Origin of the sequence: uncultured Succinivibrio sp., assembly GCF_902756765.1 — a bacterium.
Taxonomy (GTDB): Bacteria; Pseudomonadota; Gammaproteobacteria; order Enterobacterales; family Succinivibrionaceae; genus Succinivibrio.
Map to the genome: position 1 here is coordinate 1 of NZ_CACVSS010000109.1, position 5,019 is coordinate 5,019.

The following is a 5,019-nucleotide window of genomic DNA, read 5'->3' on the forward strand; positions in this document are numbered from 1 at the left end:
CCTGCTGTTTCTCTGGTCATGCCTGGGGTAATATTACCTGAGACAAAGTTACAGAAATAGAAAAGCATCCATCCTGCTACAACAACATAGAAAGCCATCAGGATATAATTACCTGAAAACTGCCACCATTTGTTGAAATGCCAGTGAGATCCAGGCTGTTCAAGTCTTTCATAACAGTAAGCCATTGAACTTCTTGAAGCTCTACCAATAGCAAGCTCAACCGTAAGTAAAGGAATACCTACAGAAAGCAGGAAAAACAGATATAAAAGAACAAAATACGCACCACCGTACTGACCTACAATGTATGGAAATCTCCAAACATTACCAATACCCACAGCACAACCTGCGGCAATCAGAAGGAAGCCTAGTCTTGTTCTAAATACTTCCCTAGTTCTTACCTTAGTACTCATAGAATTATGTTTCTCGTTATTATTATTTATTAAAAACTGATATATAGCCTTGAATTAAAAGGAAAACAACAATTAAAGGCAATACATATTTGAAATAGAACTTAAATTTATTGGTTAATTTAAATCCCGACCCCTTATTGGTCTCCTTTAAATATTTATCAAATCCCCAGCCATAATTCCATGAGACGTATAAAACGTAGATTATTGCACCAATTTGGAGAATATTCTGAGAAAGAATAAAATCATACAAATCAAGAATTACTGTTCCTTCTCCTAGAGGATGTACATCTGACAATACATTAAATCCGAGGATTACAGGTAAGGACAGAACAAGAATCACAATACAGTTGTAAACAACTGCTTTCTTTCTTGAAATGCTGAAAACATCAATGCTGATACCGACAATATTTTCGAACACAGCGATCAGTGTTGAAACAGCAGCAAATAGCATAAAGATAAAGAAGATACTTCCCCAGATCTGGCCTGCAGCCATATTTGAGAAAACAGAAACCAGAGTAACAAAAATCAGCCCAGGGCCCTGTCCTGGTTCAACTGAGTAGCTAAAGCAGGCAGGGAAAATAATGATACCAGCTAAAATTGCCACTATGGTATCTAAAAGAGTAATCACGGTTGCTTCATAGGTTATAGACTTATTAGAGTTCATATATGAACCGAAAATCTGTAGAGAACCGACACCTAAACCTAAGGTAAAGAAAGCCTGACCAAGTGCGGCATACAATACCTCATAAAGATTCTGTGATGAGATCTTTGAAAAATCAGGCATTAGGTAAAATTCTAAGCCCTTTTCAAATCCTGGTAGAAAAAAAGATCTTGCGGAAAGGAAAATCAGCAGCATAAACAGCAAAACCATCATTGGTTTGGTTATACGCTCAACTCCTTTTCTAACACCGCATGCACATACAGAGAAGCCAACCACAGTAACAATGACAGTACAGATTATCTGAGTAACAGGATCAGCAAGTATTCCCCCAAAAACGGCGCCTGAATCAGCCTGGCTCATAGGAGAAGAAGTAAACTCACCTAACAGCATTTTTGAGGAGTAATAAAACATCCATCCTGTAACCATGGTATAGAAAGCCATCAGGATATAATTACCCGTGATCATGAAATATTTGCAGATATACCATTTTTTGTTAGGAGTCAGAATTTCAAAAGAACGACCAATAGATCTTCTTGAAGCTCTACCAACAGAAAGCTCAATGGTTACAAGAGGGATTCCTAGCAGAATCAGGAATGCAATATAGATAAGTACAAATAAAGCGCCGCCATACTGACCAGTGATATAAGGGAAACGCCATACATTTCCAAGACCGATTGAACATCCTGCAGCAATCAGAAGGAAACCAAGTCTGGAAGTAAACTGTTCTCTATTATTGTTTTGCGTACTTGTCATTTTTTTTTCTCACAAAAAAGGCCCGTATTTTTAACGAGCCTTGTTTTATTTAACATAGCACAAGCAGAAGATTATTCTTCGCGTGGGCTATTCTCATATGGATTTGGCAAATCCTCAGATGAGGCCTGAACATAAGTGTTCTCTGCTGGCTCAGCATCTTCATCCAAATCAACTTCTGGAGCTGAATCCTGTTCTGTCTTCTGCTCATCAGCTTCAGTCTTTGCATTCTCAGCTTCAGCTAATGCCTTGATTGATAAGCGGATTCTTCCGGTATTATCAATATCCAGAACACGAACACGAACTTCATCACCAACACATAGATAATCATTTACATTCTCTACACGCTCTTCGGTGATCTGAGAAATGTGTACAAGACCATCTCTGCCTGGAAGAATGTTAACAAAAGCACCAAAATCAGTGATTCTTACAACTTTTCCATCATAATCCTGACCAACTTCAACTTCAACTAAAAGATCATTAATGCGCTTAATTGCAGCATCAGCAGAAGCTAAAGAAGAAGCAGAAATCTTTACAGTACCATCATCATCGATATCAATCTGTGAATTGGTATCTGCCTGAATTGAACGTACGTTAAAACCGCCCTTGCCGATAACTTCCTTAACCTTGTTTGCAGGAACCTTAATGGTTACTACACGTGGAGCATAAGGAGAAAGAGTTTCACGAGGACCAGGAATTGCCTTCTGCATTACATTCAGTAAGTGAATTCTTGCAGCATGAGCATCAGTTAATGCATTCTGCATGATTTCACGGGTAATACCGTCTGTCTTGATATCCATCTGTAGAGCGGTAACACCGTCACGGGTACCGGCTACCTTGAAGTCCATATCACCTAAATGGTCTTCATCACCCATAATATCGGTCAGAATTGCAACTCTGTCATCTTCTTTAACAAGACCCATTGCAATACCGGCAACAGGAGCCTTGATAGGTACCCCAGCATCCATCAGTGATAGACATCCTGAACATACAGATGCCATTGAAGATGAACCGTTTGACTCAGTAATTTCTGAAACGACACGGATTGAATATGGGAACTTCTCCATCTCTGGAAGCACTGCTTTTAAAGCTCTCTTGGCAAGACGACCGTGACCGATTTCACGACGCTTTGGAGAACCAATAAGACCAATCTCACCAACACAGTATGGAGGGAAATTATAGTGAAGAATAAATCTGTCTGAACGAACACCTGACATATCTTCAAAAGTCTGAGCATCTCTCTCAGAACCTAAAGTACAGGTACCAATAGACTGAGTTTCACCACGGGTGAATAATGCAGAACCGTGAACACGTGGAAGAATACCAGTTGCAATGGTAATTGGACGAATCATTCTTAAGGTACGACCATCGATACGCTTTTCACCTGAAAGGATTCTCTCACGGACAATATTACGCTCTAATTCAAAGAAAATCTTAGCGATTTCATTGTCTTTCTCAGCCCACTCTTCGTGCTCTGCCTTTAGTTTCTCAGTTGTATTCTTCTGAATTTCAGCAAGCTTATCCTGACGCTCTAACTTATCTACGATTCTGAAAGCATCACCTACAGCCTGCTCTGCATCAGCCTTAACAGCCTCGATTAAAGCAGTGTTCTCCTCTGGCTTTACCCAATCCCAGACAGGACGGTTAACCTTCTTGGCAAACTCTTCAATCTCTTTGATTACAACCTGCTGCTGCTCGTGACCGTACATAACAGCACCAAGCATTACTGACTCTGGTAAGCAGTTAGCCTCAGACTCAACCATCACTACAGCTTTCTCTGAACCTGCAACAACAAGATCAAGATCTGAAACCTTTGACTCTGAAGTTAATGGGTTTAAAACATACTGACCATCAATATAACCTACACGAGCTGCACCCAAAGGACCATTCCATGGGAGACCGGATGAAGCTAATGCTGCTGAAGCGGCAATAATAGAAATGATGTCTGTAGGAATTTCAGGATTTGCTGACATAACAGTAACAACAACCTGAACCTCGTTTACGAAACCATCTGGGAATAATGGACGTAATGGACGGTCGATAAGACGAGAAATCAAGGTTTCACCTTCTGTTGCACGGCCTTCTCTACGGAAGAAACTTACAGGGATTTTACCTGCTGCATAAGAACGTTCCTGATAATTAACTGTTAGAGGGAAGAAATCTCTACCTTCAACTTCTTCTTTTCGGTTGCATACTACAGTAGCAAATACAGTAGTATCATCCATTGATGCCATAACAGCAGAATCTGTCTGACGACCAATTGCTCCAGTTTCTAATGTAATAGTATGACGACCATATTTAAAGGTGTGAACTATTGGCTTTAAATTCATCGATTATTATCTCCACTTTTTTCCCACTTTTGTTTGCCTCTTTCGTGGGAATTCACTTTATCACTACCAGATGCGGATACCCTTTTTTCTTCTTTTACTTACCTAAAAAAAGGAAAGCCTCATATTCCAACAGTGTTACAAAAAAGCTGAAACTAGTTTCAGCATATCCTCAAGGATAAAGACTCATCCTTAAAAAATTTCTTTTTACTCTAAACGGTAAAACAAACTGATTGCCAAGCCCAAAAATCAAAGATCTTTATTACTTTCACTTTGTATTAACAAGCAAGTTTATCTGCAATATTATCACACAGATACATTTTCAAATTCTTGCTTTTGATAATGTTTTTGTAAGTTTTGAGATCTTTCTCGCGACTGAAAAAGGAATTTCTGCGGATTGAAGAATAAAGTAAACAAATAAACTGCTACAAATCCAAATATCCACTCACCTGTGTGACATACTCCCCTACTATAGAGGTAGGGGCTTCCTGTTCGATTGATCCAACGACCAAAGCAGTGAGCTTTTACCTCACAACAGGCTATCCCCGAGTGCCCCTCGGTTCTTGTTTTATCTGATTCAGCAAAAGTCTTTTGCCTTCTTTTAGAAGATTTACTGCCGCATTGATATCTCTGTCATGTTTTGTTCCACAGTGTGGACAAATCCATTCTCGTAAGGATAAATCCCTGGTTTCCTTATTCTGATATCCACAGACAGAGCAAAGCTGTGAGCTTGGATAAAACTTATCCACCTCTACAAGATATTTGCCCTGTCTCTGAAGTTTATAGGAAAGCATTTCTATGAAACTGCCAAAAGCATTATCATGAACTGATTTTCCAAAATTCAGACTTTGCGACATACCATTCATATCAA

The 5,019-nt window shown here is 39.4% G+C and carries 3 protein-coding genes and 1 pseudogene; all 4 read right to left on the reverse strand.

Annotated features, from left to right (window positions below; all coding sequences use genetic code 11):
• Positions 1-410, reverse strand: a pseudogene (locus tag QZU45_RS10725) (sodium-dependent transporter); the annotation flags it as partial.
• Positions 411-432: 22 nt separating this feature from the next.
• A complete protein-coding gene (locus QZU45_RS10730; RefSeq protein WP_295355160.1) occupies positions 433-1,824 on the reverse strand; it encodes a sodium-dependent transporter in 1,392 nt (463 codons plus the stop codon).
• A gap of 71 nt (positions 1,825-1,895) precedes the next feature.
• Complete coding sequence (gene pnp, locus QZU45_RS10735) at positions 1,896-4,151, reverse strand: polyribonucleotide nucleotidyltransferase (protein ID WP_295355162.1); 2,256 nt, start codon at positions 4,149-4,151, stop codon at positions 1,896-1,898.
• Between the two features lie 536 nt (positions 4,152-4,687).
• A partial coding sequence (locus QZU45_RS10740) for an RNA-guided endonuclease TnpB family protein (protein WP_295355164.1) occupies positions 4,688-5,019 on the reverse strand: 332 nt, incomplete at its 5' end.